This window comes from Leptospira bouyouniensis, assembly GCF_004769525.1.
Lineage (GTDB): Bacteria > Spirochaetota > Leptospiria > Leptospirales > Leptospiraceae > Leptospira_A > Leptospira_A bouyouniensis.
In genome coordinates, this window is sequence record NZ_RQFT01000003.1 from 500225 (window position 1) to 518125 (window position 17901).

Sequence of the window (17901 nt, forward strand, 5' to 3'; positions counted from 1 at the left end):
ATGACAGATGTACAATTGGAACAAAACCAAGAAGAGAAAAAATGGGCGAGACGTGCCCATATTTCAACTTTGCTAACATATCCAATGGCACTTTTACCGTTTCCCTTTTATTTTTCTTCATTGGGTGCAATGGTATATCCATTTGTAATGTGGTTGTCTAGAAGTAAATCTTCCTATTCCGCAAAACAATCGTTAGAGGCAATGTATTTACAAGCACTTTTATCGCTTGGATACTTTGGGTTTGGAACAAAGTTTGGTGATGATCGTGTATTGCTTGTTTTCTCGTATGTGTTTATGGCTTTCATTCATGTAATCTTTTTGGGGATTGCCATCTACCGTACAACCATTGGAAAACCACACCATTATCCATTTAGTTTTTTTCCTTTCCTATTTTCTTCCAGTCAGACGAAAGAAAATTGGAATGAATTGAAAAAGAAATTTGAAGACAAAGTAGAGTTTTCTGAATACAAAACTCAGATGGAGAAATTAGATGCGTTTCGGTTGTCCACAGAAAAAGATGCAAAAATATTAACGGATGCTAACTTACAAGGATTGTGTAACGAATACTTACATTCGTTGTCCGATTTACGAGTCAAACTAGCAGAGGATCCACTCTCTTATCGTAAAGCAAAACAGTTTTTAAATTATTTCCCGGAAACAGTTTCAAAAATTCTAAGCCAATACATTCGTGTGAGTCAAAGTGGTAATTCACCAGATTCTGAAAAAAGAAAATCCGAACTCAATTCTTTGTTAAGCGAAGTCATCAAAACCACAGAACAAGTTCGAAATAAATTAAAAGCTGATGAAACCCTAAATTTAGATGTTGAGATCACCGCCATGAAAAAAAACATCGAATTTGGTGGGTATTGATGGATTCTGAATTACATGATAGATCATATCATTTTCTAAATTTTTTACCAAATGTCGCAGATTTCCTTGTAGCGAAACACAAGGAGTCTACATTAAAAGTAGATGAAAAAAGTTTATACAATTTAGTTACGGAAGCTGATCTCAAAGCAGAATCTATGATTCTGGAAGAAATCCAAAAAAATTTCCCTTTGGATGGAATTCTTGCGGAAGAAGGTGGTGCAATACCAGGTACATCAGGATATACATGGGTGATTGATCCATTAGATGGAACTACCAATTACACACATGGATTGCCTTTGTATGGTATATCAGTGGGAGTCGTGGAAACAGAATCAATGTCCCCTGTGATTGGTATGGTATTTTTTCCCGAGTTAGGTACTTACTACCACGCAATTAAAGGGCAAGGTGCCTTCCGAGAAAAAAAACAAATTCAAGTCTCACAAACAAAATCCATGAGAGATTCTTTATTTGTCACTGGTTTTCCATATGATCGAAACTTGTCTTTAGATACACTTATGCAGTATTATAAATCGATTTTACAAAAATCGAGGGGCATTCGTAGAACAGGCGCTGCAACTTTAGACTTATGTTGGTTAGCTGAAGGAAAATTCGAAGGGTATTATGAGTTAGGATTAAAACCTTGGGATATGGCGGCAGCTGGTCTTATCGTCATGGAAGCAAATGGAAAATTAACTTCCATGGATGGTAATGATTTTTCCATTATGATTCCAAGTTTACTCGCAAGTAATGGACATGTTCACGAATACTTACTTGCTGAATTTGAAGGACAAATCAACCGAGTAGTGTACTAACCATTTGGTTGAGTTTTGTTTGGATTATAGATTCTGTAAAATTTGATAATACATATTTTCTGCCATTTTTTCCCAATTGATTTGAAATCAAAGGGTTTTCTAATAAAAAATCCAACATCCTTTGGAAAGATACTTTATCAGAATAATATAAACCACCTTGGCTTCGAATACAATGTCCTTTCATAACAGATGATTTTCCATTTACCAATACTGGTTTTTCATGAAGCCACGATTCCATAATCGAAATCGAAAAACTTTCATAAGCAGATGGATTTAAAAGTAAATATGAATTTTGAATTTCATTTCTTTTTGTTTCTTCTGTAACAAAACCGGGAAAAATAATATCTTTCTCTTTTGAAACATCCATTGAAAAAACAGAACCTAAACATTTTAAAATAACATCAGATCGATGGTTTAATTGTTTCCAATCATGAAAATCTAAAAATAGTTCGGGATATCCTTTTGCTGGTTCAATCCTTCCGATTGTTAATATTTGGAATTTTTTATCTGATTGATTGTGTGTAGAAGGAATGTCCGGTTGAACATGATCTTCAACATAAGTTCCGATCATAAAATAATGTTTTGCCCTTTGATTGGTATACGTTTCGTAAACTTGTAATTCTTCCGGTGCGTTAAAACTATAAAAATAATGATTTAAGTATGTTTGTTTGTATATAGGAAGTTTGAAAGGTGGTTCATCATGAAACGTTGGTACAATCACAAACGGAACTTTTAAGATGGGAATGCTCATCACAACAGGATAATATAAATATCCAATTAAAATTATGAGATCAAATTGTGATTGGCATTGCCTAACATATTCAACTAGGCTTGGACAATAGGGTCCTTGTTCTTTCAGAAAATTCAATTGGTCTTTAAAAGAAACTGAGTCACCAGCTTTTAAACATCGATCTAAAATTTGGTTCATTCGATTCATGTTCCTAGTTTTTTCGACGGGGAAACGTAATACTTTAAATTGGTTCTCTTCTGTTATGCCTGTATTGAATTCATTTTTCCAAGTAACATAGTTTTTTGCAGCAGTTGTGCAAACAGTAACCGAATGCGTTTTTGAAAGTATATTCACATAATCAGCTGCTAATTTTTCGGCCCCTCCAGAAGCGTTTTGCAAAAATCGTGGTGTTATGAATAATATTTTTGCCATACAAGTTAACTTTTGATCACTTCTAACAAAGGTAAGATACTTGTAGATTTTAAGTATGTATCTAGATGTAAATTTTGATGATATATGATTGAATTGCGATAATCGTTATTTTTAAAAATTTTATCGATTTCACGAACCAATTGATTAAAATCTTTTGAATGAAAAAGGATACCTGAGTTTCCAAGAGTTTCAGGTACGGCTCCTGCTGCATAAGCCACAACAGGTAACTGGAAGTGCATCGCCTCCAAAAGTGGGACACAAAACCCTTCATGTTCACTCATTGATAAAAATAAATTACTTTCTAAATATATTTTTTTCAACATCGCTTCATCAACGTAAGGTATGATTTTAACTTCATTTTGTAAGTCAAATTGTGTGATCATAAAATTGAGTTCATCTAAATAAGATTGTTGGTCTGGATTACAAAAACCTAACATACGTAATGAAAATTGGTTTCCATAAATTGATTTCCATGACCTAGCAAATCGAATCAAATCATCTTGGCATTTATTTGGCGCAATTCTTCCTACAAACAAAAATGAAGGAAAAACAAATGTTTTATGTTTTGATTCTATATGGTTATGATCCCATTTTTGAAAATTGAGATGTAATGGAAGAAGTCTAACGTGTTTAAATCCAATTTGGATAAGTTCTGCTAAGTTGAAACTGCTAACTGCAAATGAATGTTGAAAATGATCACGAATGATTTCTAAATCTTCTCTTCCTCTTCGTAACAAATAACTAAACCGAAGGTCATAAGGTTCAAAAAAGTTTTCTGGTGTGACATTATGATAAATGAGTATTTTTTTATTTGGGAATTGTAAAAGAAAATCTAAAACTTTCGAATGTATTGAATGGTGATAAACAATCACATCTTGTGGTTTGATGTTTACCTTTGAAATTTTTTCAGCATATTTTCGATCATTAGAATAGACATTTTCTGCGTAAATTTTTCCAGTATAACCTTCTTTAGCCAATAAACGTTTCATTTCTAACATCTCTTGAGAGATAGCATCACCTAGTTGAAATCCTGCTGAAAATTGGTGAATGTTCATTTGATACCACTATTTAATATTCCAGATATCGTTTCAACAAATGGAAAATGGTTATAGTAATCTAATGCTTTGTATTGAGTTTGAATAATTTCGTTTTTTCGATTTTCACTGCTTAAACTTTCTTTGATTAAATGCAGTAGTGACTGATAATCCTTTTTGCGAAATTGGATTCCACCTTCTCTCATTGTACCAGGGATAGCACCTGCAGCATAAGCAAATACTGGAATTCCGACTCCAAATGCTTCAAGAATAGGAAGACAAAATCCTTCATGTTCGCTCATTGAAACAAATGCACTAGATTGTTTGAGTATTGACAAAACTTCTAAATCTGACTTTCCAGTAAGAAAATGCACTTTTCCTTCAAGTTTCAGATTTCGTACAATGTTTGTTAAGCGAGAATAATATCCATCAAATGCTCCAATGACAGAACCTATACAATAACAATGTGCTTCAGGAAATTCCTTTATCCAAACCGAAAAAAATTCAATTATATCCTCCCATTTTTTTTGAGGAGAATACCTGCCAACAAAGGATATGGAATAATTGGTCTCAGTAGTCTCATTCAAATTGCGGACTAATTGATATTGTTTACAAATTGGCAAAATATAAGGGTTACGGAAATGATACATGCTAAGTGTATCATAATTAAACTGAGAATCGCACCAAACAGAATCACAAAAAATTGATAAACTTGCCAATTCTAAAAAGGAAAGAGATTCAAATTTTTCCATCGCATTGTAAATATCTTCAGTTGTGGTATGTTGATAAAACTTAGCTGGAGTAATATTATGAAATCTTAATATTTTAGTACCTGGTAAATTTTGGAAAAGTGTGTAAGGATAACCTGATCCACCATAATGTAAAATGTGTATGTCTTTGGAGTGAGTTGGAAAATCAAATGAATCAACCAAATGGAAATGACTTTCCAAAGGAATCCCTTTTCTAGGGAGTCTTGTTATAAAGTGAGTCCTATATCCTAAATTTTTGAATACATTTGCTAAACCGATGGCATCATTTCCGACACCATCTGAATCTTTTAATTCATCTAAATGTTGGAAAACATTCATTTCAGTATTTGGTATATCTAAATACCTTTGTACCTTCGGAAACAGTGAGATCTCTCGATGAATTAAGTCCCAATGAGTTTAGATAATCTGGTAATAGTTCTAAATTGATTTCAGACACTTGGAGATCACGAAACGGTCGATGATTGTCTTCGGGAATGACTGAAACCGAAAAGTAAACATGATTTCCTTTTGTTAAAACAGATGTAATTTCAGAAAATAGTCTTTCGATTACAAAAGTTGGAAATTTGTTTAGCGGTAAGAAAACTAATATATCAAAGTTTTGAATTTTCATCTGAGTCAGAGGAAATAAATTTTCAAGATAATATACGTTATGCGAAACTTTACTTTTGATAAAATCAAAATGTTCTGAATGCGATGTGACAGCCTGGAATGGTATTTTGGAAATTGATAATTGTTTTAAAAATTCTCCCCATTCAGGAAACAATACGAGAACTTGTTTTGAATGTTTGAGATCTTCGACTGCAAGTTCCCAATTTGGATTGATACCTGCATCAATGAAGTATGAATTTGTTGCCCAACTAAAGTTAGGCGAAGATTTTTGATTTGTATGTAACAAATGGTCTCGATAAAAAACATCAAATCGTCTTTCCATTTGTTCCAATCGTTTTCCCAATCGAATCAATTCATGAAGAACAGAAAAAAATGCTCGGATACGATTTTCAGAAAGTTTTTTGTCAATTTGTCCATAAACTGAAATTAGTCGATTGATGATAAATTTCACGGGTCCACGGATGTACCAAAATTTTGGATTGGAAAACTTCGGACTCGAAATTCCTTTTTCAAACAAATGAGCAGTTCCAGCTGGATCAAATTTACGAAATCCGAGTGGAGATTCTGGTTTGTAACTGATTTTAGTGAGTTCAGTCCATTGGTTGTTTTGGTTTGGGTCCAGTGGGATCTTTGATTCCAGAGTTTCTACGATTTCCTGTACATTGAGCTGTGGGTCTCGGATTTCGACAAAGGGGGATGGATTGAATTTCTTTTTGTCTTCCACAGTTTTCTTTCTTTTGTTGAGAGGATTTGAAAAATTGGAAGAATGGCAACTAAATCTTAGGGTCAGATCAGAAAATTCCCTTTTCTATGAAAAAAAAACAAACTTTAGTCACCGGAGCCAGCGGATTTGTGGGAAGTTATCTCCTCCCTGCACTCCAATCCCAAGGAAGTTATGAAATTCATTGTTTCCAAGGTGATATCCGTAGCCGTGAAACCGTTGAAGACCAATTGCAAAAAGTCCAACCAGATATTTTGATCCATTTGGCTGCCCAAGCCTTTGTTCCTAGTGCGATTGCCAATCCTTGGGAAACGGAAGAAATCAATGTGCGTGGCACCTTAAATCTATTAGAAATACTCCATCGTATTCAAAAACCGTGTAAGATGTTGTACATTTCCTCGGCAGATGTATATGGAAAACAAAATATGGATGTACTTCCTCTTGACGAAAGATTATTACCGAAACCTGTAAATCCCTACGCAGGCAGCAAACTGGCGGCTGAATCATTTTGCAGACAGTATTCTGAATATAGCCCTTCCGTTTCAGTTGTGATTGCTCGTCCCTTTAATCATATTGGCATTGGCCAAAGAAAAGAATTTGTGATCCCTAATTTTTGTTCTCAAATTATCGAAGCGAAACATGCAGGCAAAAAAGAAATTTCCGTTGGAGATCTGGCTCCTACACGTGACTTTTCTCACGTAAAGGATATTGTTGATGGTTACCTTACCTTGATCGAGAAAGGTGAATCGGGAGAAATATATAATATTTGTTCTGGGGAAGAACGTAGCATTCGTTATATGGTCGAAGAATTGGTAAAATTTTCAGGTGAAAAAATCAAATTCCTAGTAGATGACAATCGAGTGCGAGCATCCGAAACTTCACGAGTTTACGGAAACAATCAAAAACTAAAATCTTTAGGATGGGAAACCAAACATAGTTTAAGCGAAACTTTGAAAGAAATTTATGATTATTTAGAATCTGAATTTTTAAAGTCTAAACAAACAGTTTGAACCTCTTTCCAGGTTTTATCTGAAACCACTTTTTTGATCGTTCCTTTTTTCCCTTTTTGGATCAAAGACTCCAGGGTTTTCATTCTTTCTTTTGTCGCTGGATGTGTGCTTAAAAAATCTGTGATTTGACTCACTGTTTTGTCACCTTCACTGGCACTTGCTGTGGATTGACTTTCTTCTTGGTCTGTTTCTCCATTTTCCAATGTTTCCATACGTTTGAAAAAACTGAGTAATCCATCTGATGAAAGATTTTGCGATTTTAAATATTCAATCGAAGTTTTGTCAGCTTCGGTTTCAAAGTCTCTAGAAAATTTTAACACTAATATTGTAGAGCCTATCTCGGTAAAGGTCTCTAAAAATTCCATATTTCCAAGTCCAGGTCCGATCACCAAACTGATTGCAAGAGAGGTTCCACCTGCCTTAACTAAATTGCGCATATGGTGTCTTTTTTCCACATGTGCAATTTCATGTGCCAAGACTCCGATCACTTCTTCTTGTGAATTTGCCTCATTGAGTAATCCTGAAAAAAAATAAATTTTCCCATTTGATAATGCAAATGCATTGGGAACTTCGGATCGAATCACCGAAACTTGAAATAGGTGTTTGCTATCCTTTGGAACAATTTTTTTAAGAGCTTCAGCAAAAAATCGATCTGTTGCCTTTGAATCACATTTTTCAAATTGTGATTCCATTTTCATTTGAACAGAATCTCCTAAGGATTTGTCCATAGAGAGGGGAATAAAATTTGTAACGAGTTCTAATCCTTTAAAGTAGAAAAATCCTACAACCGAAACCACCAATAATGAAAGGATCCCGAGGACAATTGGATTCATCTCGCGTATGGAATAAAATAATGCACTGGAATGGCTTTGTGATTTTTTATTTTGGATCCAGATTTTTTCTAATCGTTTTGCATCTTCTTTAGAACAGAAAATTTCCAATACAGGACTTTCTTGTGTTTCGTCTGGAAGAAGTATCAGCTTACAGCCTTTATGCGTCTGAGTGAATTCGGTAAACTGAGATAAATTTAATTTATGATGGGTATCAAAAGATGTGAACTGGACTGTCTGACCATGGACAAGAACGGTCCCTTCTTCAGGGACCGCCGAGACACCATTGAAATATCGTGATGTAAATGTTTGGTTTTGAAACAATGTTTATGATAGGAAGGCTTCTAGAGTTTCTGCAAGTGCTTCCAATCCTTCCGCGGTAGCATTTGCTTTTGTATCTGGTTGGGCAGAAATCGAAGAGAAGTCAACTTCCGCTTCTAAACTTACTGATTCGATAAATAGTTTTGTCAATCGAACCACAGCCCAAGCAAATCCAATACCGAGTGTGAAGAGAATGATCAAATAAGCGACCAGAAAATTAACAAAAATCTTACCACCTGTGATATCGGATCTAAATTTTTTACCTTGGAAACTAGTTCGATTCCAAATGTAGTTTTGAACATCGGCTAAAAACCAAGAATAGTAAATTCCAAGTGTTACAATGCTTAGAAGGAATCCTTTTAGATACAAAAAGAAAATTTCCTTTCCATCAGCAGAAAAACCAAAATTTGTATTCCCGTAACGTGTTTTGCTTTGGATGTAAGCTTCCTTTTCAGCAAAAAACCAAGGATAATAAATCCCTAGTGTAACGATGGTGAGGAGAATCCCTTTCCCATAAATTTTCGCAACTTCTAAGATTTTCCCATCAAAACCAAAACGTAAGTTTCGGTACCCAGTTCGAGAAGTTATGTACTTACGACCACCGACGATGATGATAGGGACTAACGCCAAAATCACTCCAATGTATAAGACCGCACCTATGATTGTAGCAAAGTAAGGTACAGGAATTTTATTTGCGATCCAAAGGATGATCATAATCGCGATGTAGAGTACGATAAATACTCCAGCTGCTTTCAAGAATCCGATGAATCTTTCTTTTCCTGTTCCGTGAAAAGAGAAACGCTCACCGGCCCATTCCAAATTTTCAGCCATAAACTTTTGAATGTTGGTCCTTGCCCAAAAGCTGTAGATCCCTAACGTCACTACCGTAAGAAACATATTCTTCAAAAATAATATGAAGAGTTGTCCGCCAGTGGCGTGATATTGTAGTCTTGTGTTGCTCATTGATTTCCCCAAAGGATAAATAGTGTCCAGAGTATCTACTATATTAGAATTGGGTAAAGAAAAATATTTCCAAATCATTAGAAATACATTTTATACGGTTGAACACAATTCACTATTTTTAAAAAATCATAGAACATGAGCTTTGGCCCTGAAGTCTACTTGTGTAGAATGCGTTCCATTTTTGCAGTTTTCCTTATTTACGTTGGTGTTTTTAGTTTGGTGGCAGATCCAAGGCAGGAATTACCTCCCACTCTTGGAGATTTAAAAGGCCAAGATAAATCAGTAAGGCAACCTCCAGAACGAAAGGATAAAAAAGGTTGTTGTAAAATCAAATACCCTGCGGGAGGGTATGACTTCTTTCTGGCAACGGAAGAAGATTGTCGTGCGAGTTTGTATTTTGACAGGTTTCTGGGAGAAAACAATACACTATGCTTTCGTTGGGAAGGGGACTAGAAATAGCCGAATTTATGGGCGTCCGCGAACAAGTATTACAAACATTAGTTAAGATATTTCCAACTTATGATGCATCGCTTGCCATTGCAGGTGGTGGTTGTAAGGCGTTTTATGCTCTTGGTGTTGGAAAAACTCTCAGAGAGTGGGGAGTCCGTTTTACTGAACTGTCGGGAGTTTCTGCGGGTGCCGCCATGGCACTTTGTATCCTCTCACAATCCGAAGAAGAATCGGTGGAATACTTTGAGGAAATCACCAAACGTAACTCCAGAAATTTCCATTTTTCAAATTTGTTACGTGGTGAGTCCACATTTCCTCATGAAGATATGTATCGTAGGACCATTCGATTTGGAATGCGTTTTGATCGTGTTTTGGAATCAGGGGCAAAAATTTGGATCCACTCTGTGAAAGCGCATCCTAAAGATGATTCCTTAAAAAACAAATTTCGATTAGCAAGATTGATTTCCGAAACAGGGAGAGCCTTCATTCTCGATGATAGAGATAGGTCAGAAGGAATTCCTGCAAATCGTACGGCTGAAATTATCAAAAAATGGAATATGGAAGATGTTGATTTCACAGAAAAAGACTTTGTGAATCCTGAGACCATCGAACAGTTTATTCTAAATTCATCCTCAATTCCTCCCATAGTTGACTTTCAATCAGTTGGAAACGAATACTATTTAGATGGAGGTCTTACCAATAATATGGTGATTGAAACCTTTTCACCAAATGCCAAAATCATTGGAATCCATTACGAACCAAATACAATCGTTGGGAAAGATCCAGACTTACTTGCAAGATCATTTTTAATCACACCATCGAAGCCATTACCCATCACTTCTTTCGACTACACTAATCCGAAAGGAGTCAGGGAAACCTATGAATTAGGGAAGGCTGATGCCCTTGCAAAAAAATCTGAAATAATTAATTATTTAAAAAAGGACTGAAGTAATTTTAGTCCTTTTTCTAATGTTTCTTCTTCCGTAATCAAACTAATTACAAGAATACACCTGTTATGCGAAAATCCATACCATGTTCCAGGATGGATAGATACGCCAGTTTCTTTTAAAATCTCGTTTACAACTTCTTCATCCTTTTTATCTAAATTCACTTCGAACAAAAAATACCAACCTGCTTCTGGAGAGTAAATTTTTTGAATTTTTGGGATTTGATGAATGAAACTTTGACATATCGTTAAATTTCGCATAACTCTTGTTCGAATTCTATCTTGAACCATCGTTTTCCAGGGCAAAAGTTCGTTATTAGCCAATTGGATAAAGGAATTTACCGATAAGTAGGTATCTGCGATAAAACTTAGTTTTTTTTGAATTTCAGATTGGATAGGTTCTGGAGAAAGATTTAAAATCCATGCCAATTTAGCTTGGGGTAATGCCAACATTTTCGAAAAACCATGACAGACAAAAAGAGGGAAGTTCGGTTTTGGAGGTAAATAATGAGATTCTCCTTGATAGTCATATGCCTCAAATACTTCATCGACAATCACGGGGATTTTGATTCCTAACGATTCCCAATCCTTCCAAAATGATTCCGTTGTTTTGGAGCCAGTTGGGTTTGAAGGACTTACAAGTATGATCACTTTTGTTTTTGTGCTGATCGTGTTTGCAATTGATTCTGCATTGTAAACCCATAACCCAGTCGTAGGATCTTCCTTCAATTGGTAATGGACTTCTGTTAAATTTTCCAAACCCACAAGGAAACTAAAAAGTGGATAACCGGGGTTTGGTGTTAAAATTTCATCACCTGGATTTGTTAATAGTTTAAATAAAAAGGAATATGCCTCTGATGTACTTGCTGTGAGTTGAAAATTTGAGGCAGCTGTTTGGATTCCTCGATTGTTATAAATAGAACTGATTTCTTTTCTGACGGATTCTAAACCTTCTGGAATTGGTTCATAAATGCTTAGATTCAGATTGGAAAATATATGTGTTAGAACAGAAGGCGGAAATTCCAAACCCAATTGTGTTGGATTAGAGTTTCCTAAATCTAAAATTGGTTTTCCCGTTTTTATTAATTCTAATTTAGTTTTATGGATCGAATTTTCTGATTCGATTTCTCCTAAAGAATTGAATCGTTCGGAAAACGGGAAATTTTTTTTTGTCATTTCATCCAACTTTATTCAGATACTTTGCGATTTTTCGAATGATAAATCGAGGTGTCACTCGAACTGACTCAGCTAGTATAAAGTTTAAGAATCCAGGAATTTTTACTACCCTCTTCCCAAACAAAGCTTTTAATCCAATATCCACAACCTCTTGAGAGTTCATTGCTAAAAATGAAGATTGGACCAATTTGCTTCCTGTCATATTCGCTCTTTCAAAAAATTCTGTTTTTGTAGGTCCAGGACAAAGACAAGAAACGGTGACTCCATAATCCTTCACTTCTTCCGCTAATCCTTCGCTTAATGAAAGTACGTATGCTTTTGTGGCATAATAATTTGTCATGAATGGTCCTGGTTGAAATGCTGCTGTAGAGGCAACATTTAGAATGTAACCTTCCTGATTTGAAATCATATCTTGTAAGAACAAATGGCATAATTCAGCTAATGTTGTGACATTCAGTTGGATCATTTTTGATTCTTCCAAAAAAGAATTTTTATGAAATTCTCCGTTGAGACCAAAACCTGCATTGTTGACCAAACAATTAACTTGTATTTTTAACTTTTTTACTGCTTTGTAAATTTTTTCGGAAGCATTTGCTACTGACAAATCTTCTGCAATGACAATGCCATCTAATCCATATTGTTGTTTGATTTCTGCTGCAATACTTTTGAGTTTATTAGCACTTCTTGCGACTAATATGGGAGTGTACCCTAATTTTGCCAATGAATGGGCAAAATCCTTTCCGAGACCTGTTGATGCACCTGTAATTAAAGCATATTTCATAAGGGAAATTTATTTCAGTTTCGAAAACTTGGCAATTCTAAATTAAATTGTTTTGGCAATTTTGACTAGCTGGTCAATATTCGTATTATGGACCAATCTCTTACCCATCCGCTTCATACCATTCAAAAAGAAAGAGTTATAATTTTTATATTAGCAGCCTTACAGTTTTTACACGTTTTAGATTTTGTGATCATGATGCCACTTGGACCAGTTTTTATGGAAAGTTTCAAAATTGATGCTGCTGCCTTCGGTTTACTTGTTTCTTCCTATTCAATTAGCGCAGGTGTATTTGGTTTGATTGGTGCACTTTTTTTGGATTCATTTGATCGAAAGTTGAGTTTGCTCGTTTTATTTTTTGGTTTTTCATTTGGAACATTTTTATGTGCATTTGCTAACAGTTATGTTTTTTTGCTGATTGCTCGTGTCATCGCGGGAGGATTCGGAGGAATGATCGGTGCCACCGTTCTTTCGATCATTGGGGATATCATTCCGGTCTTCCGAAGGGGAACGGCAACTGGGGTTGTAATGGGATCCTTTTCTGTTGCCTCTGTAGTAGGTGTTCCTTTTGGACTCGAACTCGCTGAACGATTCGGTTGGCATTTTCCTTTTCTTTCATTGGGGATTGCTGGATTTTTAATTTTGCCAATCGGTTATAAATTTTTACCCTCTATTCGTTACCATCTCGATTCTGATACAAAAGTGAAACAGTCGCAAATCAAAACATTACGATTGGTAATACAGAAAAAGGAACATTTCCCTCCATTTATCTTTATGGTGTTTTTAATGTTTGGTGGTTTCACAGTAATTCCTTTTTTAAGTCCGTTTTTGGTATCAAACGTTGGTTTAACGACAAAACAGATTCCCTATATTTACTTTTTTGGTGGTCTCGTAACATTTTTTACAAGCAGGTACATAGGAAAGTTGGCTGATCGTTATGGTAAGTTTTTTATCTATCAAATCATCACGGGACTTGCGATTTTGCCTATAGTTCTTGTTGTCACTTTAACAAAAACATCACTTCCAATTGTTTTAATCATCACTACAATCTTTATGGTTTTTGTATCTGGGAGGATGGTCCCAGCTTTTGCTATGGTCACATCTGCTGTGGAACCTAGAATTAGAGGCGGATTTATGTCAGTCAATTCGGCTATCCAACAAATTGCCCAAGGTGCTGCTTCCTATGTCGCTGGATTAATCCTCTTCCAAAACGCAGAAAAACAATTTGTGAATTATGAATTGGTAGGAATGATTTCTGTCTTTAGTTTGTTGTTTAGCGTGTATTTAGCGAAAAAAATCAAAATCGCTGGGTAATAGTTGGCGTTAGCAAAAGTTAGATTATACTATAATTCTAATTTTCCAGTTTCAAGAAAATCTATGATCATACGTTTTTGAGGAGGTGTGATCATTTTTTTTTCAAGTAATTGATTTAGAATTTCTTCTGCCGTTCCAATTTCTATTCCATTTAACTCAGAAAAAATATACTGAAAGTATTTATCAATACGATGGTCAGAGATATATGAGGTTAGTTTTGCGCTGGTTTCTAAGATCAAATTTTGCCTGCGTACCAATTCTTCCATCGTAGAAAGAATGATAGAAACCTCTGGGTCTTCTGCAAATAATTGCAACATATGATCGTATATTTTAGGTGATTGTAAAGGAAGTTCGTAAATAGAATCACCCAAAGCAGTGTATAATGATTTTTCTTCTTCGAAATCCAGTCCGGTATATTTGGAAAGATTGGATACCACTTCAGATGGTAAAATGGTCAAAAATTGACATGCATACTCAGGTTCTTTTAAGTACCGTACAAAATACTGAATTAAATCACAGATTCTTAAATAACTTACGAATGTCCAATATTTGAAACTTCGAATATCAAACATATGTTTAATTGATTTTTCGCGTTTGATCGATTCCCGAAGGTTCATATAATTTTCAAAATCGATTTTAAATAAATAACTTAATGTATGATTTGAAAATGTTTCTATGATTTCTCGAACCAATGTAGGTTCACCAATGTATAAAAAGTATGTAATAAGTTCGAGATTGTCTTTATTCGTCCAAAGAAATTTTTCTAAATTTTTCGCAGGAATTTGCGAAAATGCAGAGAAACCTATTTTGAAAGTTACTTTATCTTGTAAAAATGCTTCTAGTTTACTCTTCGCAATACAATCTTCATCTACGTCTTGTTTAGCGAATGAATGCCTGCAACTCGGTGGGCAGGCATCGTAAAGTGATGTACCTAAAAAACAATTTGGCATGAATTACGGCATCAACTCTCCACAGTCTCTCATTTCTGGAGCGTATGGATTCTTTACTTCTTTTCCAGTCATTAACCAAGATTTATCGACCATTGGACAATAAAAACGATTGTACTTCGATTGGTTTGGCACTTCCGCTTTCATTTGTATCAATATTTCTTGGATTTTTGAAATTTTTTCATAACTAGATTCTAAATCGGTTTGAATGGATGGGATATTGGATGTAATTTGTTTCCCCCAAGATTTTAATTTAGGATGGTCATTCGCAACTAAACTTTGAACGGCTTCAGAAAATTCTTTCCAATTTGGTTTTGGATTCTCTTTCAAAAATTCTTCGAGAATGACTTGGTTTTTTGTAAACAGAGTTTCCACGAGTTTTTGATGGTTAGGACCGAAGGGAATGACTTCTTCCTTACAGGATAGGGCGAAAATGGCGAAAACAAGGAGTGAAATCCGAAATACTTTCATAATTTGATTCTTTTTTCCTTACTTGGAATTGGAATTCAAATTTTACGTCCGAGTTTGTTGGATGGAAATTGCTTTTTTCTCGACAAAGCCGCTTTTTCAAGCATGATGACAGAAAAGTTCACGAAGGTGTAATTCCATTATGATTATTGTAGAAGGCATTGGCCACGTCAGTATCCCCGTCTCCCAACTCGACACCTCTATCGATTTTTACCGAGACATTTTTGACTTCGAAGTGGAGACAAAGAAGGCTACTGAGGCAATTCTTTCTCTCGATGCGTTCCGAATTCGTTTGGTAAAAGCGGAAGTGTCCGATCGTTCGCTTCCGATCCTAAGTTTCGTCATGGACGTAGATGATTTTACAGAAGCAATCAGCGAACTAGAAGAGAAGAACGTAAAGATCATCAAAGGACCTGAAGGAACTGATTCCGGAGAGAGTCTTACTTTTGCTGATCCAAGCCAAAATTTAATCGAGATTTTTTACTCTAACTAAATCCTGTTGCTTTTTTAATCTTTTATTCGTAACATCCTCTTGGTATGTCCCAAGAAAATCAAGAGGGTGATCACGAAATCCAAGCCATCGTCGATTTTAAAAAAGGTTACGTTTACTATCTCAATAATTTCCAAAACATAGTCGGTAGTTTTTTACAATTCTTAAGCACAGGACTTACGGAAGCAAACAAACGAGAAATTCTTTCCTTTCGAAAAACACTCGACCAAGAACTCGATAAATCTCAAAAAAAAATCAAAGAAATCATCTTCAATTTAGATGAAAAACATTTATTCGCACAAGTGCGGAAAGATTATTCCCGTTACTTTTCAAGACATATTGAAGACTCGAATAGAGATGAGTTTATCCAGTTTCATTTGATTTTCGAGATGTTACGATATTTCTTAATCGAATCAAAAGAAGGATGGGAAAAATTAAAAGCTGCAGTATTAGACAATCAGTTTAGTGATTTAGAATTCCAAAATAATGGATTGTTAAACTATAGAATTTTACCAGCTTTAGAAAAACTTAATAATTTAGAAATCCTACTCAAACGGATGAGATTTATATTACAAATTGATAATCCAAACTGTTTAACTGAATTCAAACCAACAAAACCAAAATACCGTGATAAAGGTACTTATCGACTATCTGCAGTTTTTGAAGAATCTTTGTATGACAAACCAAAAGAATTGGATCCAGAGGATTCTGGAATTGAATACAAAGCAGATGAAGTCATAAAAAATCACCAAGAAAATGAAAAAGACAATTGGAAGGTCATAAAACAAAAAATTAAATCGGAAGCAGATCTCAATTATATCCAAGCGTATGGAAAATACACTTGGAATTCAGACCAACATTATTTCTTTCGGTATGAATTAGACAAATACAATGCTGAAAAAACATTATTCAAATCTGCAATAAGTTTAGATTCACACTTAGGCGCTGATGAACAGATTTTACGTTCTGAGCTCATTCGATCGATGACAAGTGCAGAAAAAAAAGGAAAATCAGCTGATGATTTTGAAATGGAATACCAATCTTTTCTCAAACAATTTTTTACTTTTTGTGAAAACATTATACTTATGAATATGATGTTACCTTCTCAATTTAAATATGTTTTTTTATTTCACTTAGGTCCTTCTCATTTTTATATGATTGCTAAAAAATTCTTAATGGAAGTTAATACAGGTTATATTCACGCACGAGGGAGTGATGGAAAAAAAGTGATCCGTGTTATCCCCGGTGAGTATGTAAAAAAACATGTGATTGATTATTGGAATGAGGTGATTTTGCCAAACGTTGGCGAAGAAAAAAACAATTTGGCATTACTTAAAAAAATCACTGAAATGATTGAAGAGAAATATAAAGAAATTTCAAAATTGGCGATTAAAAATTACGAAAATCTCGATCCCGAAATCAAATCATCAAAACCTAGAGAAACCATTTTCAGAGAATATATGAATGAATGGATGGGTGCAGCCAATCTGATTGTTTTCAAACGATTTGTTAAAAATAAATCGTTCTAAAGTACTAAACTACAAGTTGCTGATTCTGCTGTGATATAGAATTGAGTCGCAACACTAGCTGGAAACGGAATGATCGGATTATTTTGTAAAACGTAATCTGTTGCTTGGCAAGAACGGCTAAACACTCTTACTGTGACGACACTTTCACAACTAATCGTTAAATTCCTTGCTGACAGTAATGTATCGGTCCGAAATGCTTTTGTTTCATTTCCATCATATTCAACAGAAATTCCTTGGCCTTGTTTGAGTTCAATTTCTGGTCCGTATTGTTTATTCGTAACAGAGTAACAATCGACAAAAAATTCCATTCCAGAACAATTCACACCTGTTTTGGAATTCGGTAAACAAGAACCACCTGATTTAGAAACGGTTATGAAACCAGAGTAGGTACCGTCTGGAACCTTGGTATAAAGTTCGGTTCCTAAATTCAGAGTAACGGTAGCAACAGTATCATTAAACCGAACAACCGGATCGATCCCAAAATTTTCGCCCTTAATGATAACTTCTGTGGCGGTATAAGTTGCATTTGCATTGTTTTGGGCAGGTGTGCCGATCTGCGGTGTCACAGAGGAAATCACAGGTGGTGAGGTCAAAAGAGCTGATAGTGGATCTTCTGATGACGATTTAACGCAGGAAAAACTGTTTCCAAACGCTAGTGAGAATCCGATTGTGTATAAAATCCTTCTCATGGCTGCTTTTTC

General features: G+C 35.1%; 19 protein-coding genes. 8 read left to right on the plus strand and 11 right to left on the minus strand.

What is annotated here, in order from left to right:
• Complete coding sequence (locus EHQ43_RS04000; RefSeq protein ID WP_135740022.1) at positions 1-870, plus strand: magnetosome magnetite crystal formation protein family; 870 nt, start codon at positions 1-3, stop codon at positions 868-870.
• Positions 870-1682: an inositol monophosphatase family protein gene (locus EHQ43_RS04005; RefSeq protein WP_135740021.1), complete on the plus strand. Its 813-nt coding sequence runs from the start codon at positions 870-872 to the stop codon at positions 1680-1682. Before EHQ43_RS04000 ends, EHQ43_RS04005 begins: the two co-directional genes overlap by 1 nt.
• Here the strand turns inward: EHQ43_RS04005 and EHQ43_RS04010 are convergent.
• Genes EHQ43_RS04010 through EHQ43_RS04025 form a run of 4 tightly spaced genes read right to left on the minus strand, consistent with a single transcriptional unit; the run spans position 1663 to position 5981 of the window.
• A complete protein-coding gene (locus EHQ43_RS04010; protein ID WP_135770193.1) occupies positions 1663-2844 on the minus strand; it encodes a glycosyltransferase family 4 protein in 1182 nt (393 codons plus the stop codon). The two genes, EHQ43_RS04005 and EHQ43_RS04010, sit on opposite strands and share 20 nt — an antisense overlap.
• Before the next feature lie 5 nt (positions 2845-2849).
• The gene (locus tag EHQ43_RS04015) at positions 2850-3899 is read right to left on the minus strand and encodes a glycosyltransferase family 4 protein (RefSeq protein ID WP_135740019.1); all 1050 of its coding nucleotides are present in this window, start codon (positions 3897-3899) and stop codon (positions 2850-2852) included.
• Positions 3896-4966, minus strand: coding sequence for a glycosyltransferase (locus tag EHQ43_RS04020; protein ID WP_135753444.1), 1071 nt, complete (start codon positions 4964-4966; stop codon positions 3896-3898). Before EHQ43_RS04020 ends, EHQ43_RS04015 begins: the two co-directional genes overlap by 4 nt.
• Position 4967: 1 nt before the next feature.
• Entirely contained in the window at positions 4968-5981 is a 1014-nt protein-coding gene (locus EHQ43_RS04025) for an LIC_10202 family protein (protein WP_135770194.1), read from the minus strand.
• 86 nt (positions 5982-6067) lie between these two features.
• Here EHQ43_RS04025 and EHQ43_RS04030 point away from each other — a divergent pair, with 86 nt between their 5' ends.
• Positions 6068-6988, plus strand: a complete 921-nt coding sequence (locus tag EHQ43_RS04030; protein ID WP_135740016.1) for a GDP-mannose 4,6-dehydratase — start codon at positions 6068-6070, stop codon at positions 6986-6988.
• Here the strand turns inward: EHQ43_RS04030 and EHQ43_RS04035 are convergent.
• Both EHQ43_RS04035 and EHQ43_RS04040 read right to left on the minus strand, forming a co-directional pair.
• Positions 6946-8142 (minus strand): M48 family metallopeptidase, encoded by a 1197-nt coding sequence (locus EHQ43_RS04035; protein WP_135770195.1) that lies wholly within the window; start codon positions 8140-8142, stop codon positions 6946-6948. The two genes, EHQ43_RS04030 and EHQ43_RS04035, sit on opposite strands and share 43 nt — an antisense overlap.
• Positions 8143-8145: 3 nt before the next feature.
• Positions 8146-9102, minus strand: coding sequence for a YjgN family protein (locus EHQ43_RS04040; protein ID WP_244242633.1), 957 nt, complete (start codon positions 9100-9102; stop codon positions 8146-8148).
• A gap of 168 nt (positions 9103-9270) precedes the next feature.
• Here EHQ43_RS04040 and EHQ43_RS04045 point away from each other — a divergent pair, with 168 nt between their 5' ends.
• Together EHQ43_RS04045 and EHQ43_RS04050 are read left to right on the plus strand one after the other, a co-directional pair.
• Positions 9271-9555 carry an LIC_11321 family protein gene (locus tag EHQ43_RS04045; protein WP_208730884.1) on the plus strand — a complete coding sequence of 95 codons (285 nt, stop codon included), beginning with the start codon at positions 9271-9273 and terminating at the stop codon, positions 9553-9555.
• Positions 9531-10499, plus strand: coding sequence for a patatin-like phospholipase family protein (locus EHQ43_RS04050; protein ID WP_135753441.1), 969 nt, complete (start codon positions 9531-9533; stop codon positions 10497-10499). The genes EHQ43_RS04045 and EHQ43_RS04050 overlap by 25 nt, the downstream gene beginning before the upstream one ends.
• On the opposite strand, the gene EHQ43_RS04055 is transcribed toward EHQ43_RS04050, so the two are convergent.
• Complete coding sequence (locus tag EHQ43_RS04055) at positions 10481-11674, minus strand: pyridoxal phosphate-dependent aminotransferase (protein WP_135770197.1); 1194 nt, start codon at positions 11672-11674, stop codon at positions 10481-10483. The two genes, EHQ43_RS04050 and EHQ43_RS04055, sit on opposite strands and share 19 nt — an antisense overlap.
• 1 nt (position 11675) lies before the next feature.
• Positions 11676-12455 (minus strand): SDR family NAD(P)-dependent oxidoreductase, encoded by a 780-nt coding sequence (locus tag EHQ43_RS04060; protein WP_135740010.1) that lies wholly within the window; start codon positions 12453-12455, stop codon positions 11676-11678.
• Between the two features lie 87 nt (positions 12456-12542).
• Between EHQ43_RS04060 and EHQ43_RS04065 the strand changes: the two genes are divergently transcribed.
• Positions 12543-13766, plus strand: a complete 1224-nt coding sequence (locus tag EHQ43_RS04065) for an MFS transporter (protein WP_135770198.1) — start codon at positions 12543-12545, stop codon at positions 13764-13766.
• Positions 13767-13795: 29 nt separating this feature from the next.
• Here EHQ43_RS04065 and EHQ43_RS04070 read toward each other — a convergent pair whose 3' ends face one another.
• The gene (locus EHQ43_RS04070) at positions 13796-14716 is read right to left on the minus strand and encodes a hypothetical protein (protein ID WP_135740008.1); all 921 of its coding nucleotides are present in this window, start codon (positions 14714-14716) and stop codon (positions 13796-13798) included.
• A 3-nt stretch (positions 14717-14719) separates the two neighbouring features.
• Positions 14720-15184 carry a DUF3347 domain-containing protein gene (locus EHQ43_RS04075; RefSeq protein WP_135753438.1) on the minus strand — a complete coding sequence of 155 codons (465 nt, stop codon included), beginning with the start codon at positions 15182-15184 and terminating at the stop codon, positions 14720-14722.
• A 139-nt stretch (positions 15185-15323) separates the two neighbouring features.
• Here EHQ43_RS04075 and EHQ43_RS04080 point away from each other — a divergent pair, with 139 nt between their 5' ends.
• Positions 15324-15674: a VOC family protein gene (locus EHQ43_RS04080; RefSeq protein ID WP_135740006.1), complete on the plus strand. Its 351-nt coding sequence runs from the start codon at positions 15324-15326 to the stop codon at positions 15672-15674.
• A gap of 44 nt (positions 15675-15718) precedes the next feature.
• Positions 15719-17200 (plus strand): hypothetical protein, encoded by a 1482-nt coding sequence (locus EHQ43_RS04085; RefSeq protein WP_135770199.1) that lies wholly within the window; start codon positions 15719-15721, stop codon positions 17198-17200.
• On the opposite strand, the gene EHQ43_RS04090 is transcribed toward EHQ43_RS04085, so the two are convergent.
• Positions 17197-17889 (minus strand): LIC10067 family putative lipoprotein, encoded by a 693-nt coding sequence (locus tag EHQ43_RS04090; RefSeq protein WP_135770200.1) that lies wholly within the window; start codon positions 17887-17889, stop codon positions 17197-17199. The genes EHQ43_RS04085 and EHQ43_RS04090 overlap by 4 nt on opposite strands.
• Between the last annotated feature and the right edge of the window lie 12 nt (positions 17890-17901).

Bases quoted from the DNA above. Each gene is read 5' to 3' on its own strand.
- EHQ43_RS04060 (WP_135740010.1), bottom strand. From the start codon at position 12,455: ATGAAATATGCTTTAATTACAGGTGCATCAACAGGTCTCGGAAAGGAT.
- EHQ43_RS04050 (WP_135753441.1), top strand. From the start codon at position 9,531: ATGCTTTCGTTGGGAAGGGGACTAGAAATAGCCGAATTTATGGGCGTC.
- EHQ43_RS04040 (WP_244242633.1), bottom strand. From the start codon at position 9,102: ATGAGCAACACAAGACTACAATATCACGCCACTGGCGGACAACTCTTC.
- EHQ43_RS04065 (WP_135770198.1), top strand. From the start codon at position 12,543: ATGGACCAATCTCTTACCCATCCGCTTCATACCATTCAAAAAGAAAGA.
- EHQ43_RS04055 (WP_135770197.1), bottom strand. From the start codon at position 11,674: ATGACAAAAAAAAATTTCCCGTTTTCCGAACGATTCAATTCTTTAGGA.
- EHQ43_RS04000 (WP_135740022.1), top strand. From the start codon at position 1: ATGACAGATGTACAATTGGAACAAAACCAAGAAGAGAAAAAATGGGCG.
- EHQ43_RS04090 (WP_135770200.1), bottom strand. From the start codon at position 17,889: ATGAGAAGGATTTTATACACAATCGGATTCTCACTAGCGTTTGGAAAC.
- EHQ43_RS04080 (WP_135740006.1), top strand. From the start codon at position 15,324: ATGATTATTGTAGAAGGCATTGGCCACGTCAGTATCCCCGTCTCCCAA.
- EHQ43_RS04085 (WP_135770199.1), top strand. From the start codon at position 15,719: ATGTCCCAAGAAAATCAAGAGGGTGATCACGAAATCCAAGCCATCGTC.
- EHQ43_RS04010 (WP_135770193.1), bottom strand. From the start codon at position 2,844: ATGGCAAAAATATTATTCATAACACCACGATTTTTGCAAAACGCTTCT.
- EHQ43_RS04005 (WP_135740021.1), top strand. From the start codon at position 870: ATGGATTCTGAATTACATGATAGATCATATCATTTTCTAAATTTTTTA.
- EHQ43_RS04075 (WP_135753438.1), bottom strand. From the start codon at position 15,184: ATGAAAGTATTTCGGATTTCACTCCTTGTTTTCGCCATTTTCGCCCTA.
- EHQ43_RS04020 (WP_135753444.1), bottom strand. From the start codon at position 4,966: ATGAATGTTTTCCAACATTTAGATGAATTAAAAGATTCAGATGGTGTC.
- EHQ43_RS04045 (WP_208730884.1), top strand. From the start codon at position 9,271: ATGCGTTCCATTTTTGCAGTTTTCCTTATTTACGTTGGTGTTTTTAGT.
- EHQ43_RS04070 (WP_135740008.1), bottom strand. From the start codon at position 14,716: ATGCCAAATTGTTTTTTAGGTACATCACTTTACGATGCCTGCCCACCG.
- EHQ43_RS04015 (WP_135740019.1), bottom strand. From the start codon at position 3,899: ATGAACATTCACCAATTTTCAGCAGGATTTCAACTAGGTGATGCTATC.
- EHQ43_RS04030 (WP_135740016.1), top strand. From the start codon at position 6,068: ATGAAAAAAAAACAAACTTTAGTCACCGGAGCCAGCGGATTTGTGGGA.